Raw genomic sequence first — 1,991 nt, 5'->3', positions numbered from 1 at the left:
ATCCCCGTTAGTGCCCCCTTCATAGCTGGCCTCATCAACAGTCATCAATACATTGATGTCCGGGTAGATCTTTTTGAAGTTGTAGAGTTCATCAGTCCGGTGCCATATGGGATCTTCAAAATGTTGCGTGGCGATAAAATCACGGTCCTGTATCACAAAATCCGCCTCCGGGGTACCTTCTGGGTGGCTCTCAAAATACGCCCCTACCAGCCGGCCGTACCAATTCCAGTCGTACTCCGTATCCGTAGCTGCATGGACCCCTACAAAACCACCCCCGGCCTGAATGTATCGTTCAAAGGCCGCCTCCTGCCTGTGGTCGAGTACATTGCCCGTGGTACTAAGGAAAATTACGGCCGAATAGGCCTTTAAGTTTTCATCTGTAAACAGTTCGGCATTTTTCGTAGTGTCCACGGCAAAGTTGTGTGCTTCACCCAAGGCCTGAATAGCGGCAATCCCGCTGGGGATAGACGCGTGCTTAAACCCCATTGTTTTGGAAAAAACCAGGACCCTGGGTTCCCCCTCGCGTTTGCGGGTACATCCTATGATCAAAAGAATGGTTAGCAGGACAAGGTAAAAGGAGGTTCTTTTCATCTGAATTGTTTAATATCTTAGAAGCCTATTAAAGATAGGGATAGTTCTCCACACCTTCAAAATGAGATGGACAGGGGATTGAGGAACTCAGATATGGTGCAATTGCAGGAAATTTACTTCAAAACAGCTGCCGAATGGCGGGCGTGGCTGCACGAGAACCATGCTACCTCAAAAGGAGTACACCTGATCTTTTACAAAGTAGGCCACGAGGCGGAAAGCATGCGCTGGGAGGAGGCGGTAAAGGTAGCCTTGTGTTACGGCTGGATAGACAGTACCGTAAAAAACCTCGGGGAAGGAAAACGCCGGCAATATTTCTGTCCCCGAAATCCCAAAAGCGTTTGGAGCAAACGCAACAAGACCTATTTGGAGGAGCTCGATAAGGAAGGTTTGTTGCATGAAAGCGGCAAACGGGCTATTTCCACCGCCATGAAAAATGGCTCCTGGACAGCACTGGACGATGTTGAAAATGGTATAGTCCCGGATGATATGCAACAGGCGTTCGATATTCATCCCGAAGCGTTTAACAACTATAAAAATTTCAGCTGGACCTACAGAAAGAGCTACCTCTATTGGCTCCATCAGGCCAAAAGGCCCGAAACAAGGGCGAAACGAATAGCCGAAATCATCCGCCTCTGCGCTGCCAACCAGAAGCAGCGGGAAGTTTAGGAAATCATTACCCATTTGTAAATTTACCCTTACCTTTATAGGAAGAGATTTCCGGTGGAATCCGGGAGGTTGAAGTTGCTGAGGAGAACTACCATGCCCAAATTACCAGCAAAATACCGTTTTACTGACCTTTCTGATTATGGAAGGCCAATTGCCATAAGGATTGCCCGGGCACTGCGCAATACCCGCTTTACCCCCATACATGTAACCCTGGGATTTGTGATTTCTGGCCTGGCCGCTATCTACTGCATCTTAAATCACTACTACTTTGCGGCGGTATTCTTCCTGGTTTTCAAATCTATACTCGATGCGGCAGACGGGGAGCTTGCCCGAATAAAAAACCGACCTTCCTATACAGGCCGGTTCCTGGATTCGGTCTCGGACATCCTGCTCAACCTGTTGATCGTCCTCAGCATTTGGTACGTGACCGATGGCTCCGTATGGTTGGCGCTTTTAGCCTTTTTTGGGTTGGAACTACAGGGCACCCTCTACAATTATTACTACGCCATCCTGAGAAACCGCCACCAGGGAGATGCCACCAGTCGTGTTTTTGAAACCGGGGTACCCAAGGCCTATGACGGGGAAAGGCAACGCTACGTGACCCTGCTCTTCCGGATTTACCAGTTTTGCTATGGCGGGTTCGACCGACTCATCTATGCTTTGGACAGGGATGCCTGTACCGCCAAAAACTTCCCAAAATGGCTGATGACGGCTGTCTCTACTTTTGGTTTGGG

3 protein-coding genes are annotated in these 1,991 nt (G+C 49.2%); 2 read left to right on the top strand and 1 reads right to left on the bottom strand.

Going from position 1 to position 1,991, the window contains the following annotated elements:
• Positions 1–591, bottom strand: a 591-nt coding sequence (locus AC4E7D_RS03455; protein WP_490172413.1) for a ThuA domain-containing protein, incomplete at its 3' end; no start/stop codon positions are given.
• 66 nt (positions 592–657) lie between these two features.
• Here AC4E7D_RS03455 and AC4E7D_RS03450 point away from each other — a divergent pair.
• The gene (locus tag AC4E7D_RS03450) at positions 658–1,257 is read left to right on the top strand and encodes a YdeI/OmpD-associated family protein (RefSeq protein WP_490172412.1); all 600 of its coding nucleotides are present in this window, start codon (positions 658–660) and stop codon (positions 1,255–1,257) included.
• Between the two features lie 93 nt (positions 1,258–1,350).
• A partial coding sequence (locus AC4E7D_RS03445; RefSeq protein ID WP_490172411.1) for a CDP-alcohol phosphatidyltransferase family protein occupies positions 1,351–1,991 on the top strand: 641 nt, incomplete at its 3' end.

The organism is Lentiprolixibacter sp., from assembly GCF_982873095.1.
This window is presented reverse-complemented; position numbering and strand designations above follow the sequence as displayed.

What these genes read in the sequence shown, in the direction of transcription:
- AC4E7D_RS03450 (WP_490172412.1), top strand. Translation starts at nt 658, where the DNA reads ATGGACAGGGGATTGAGGAACTCAGATATGGTGCAATTGCAGGAAATT.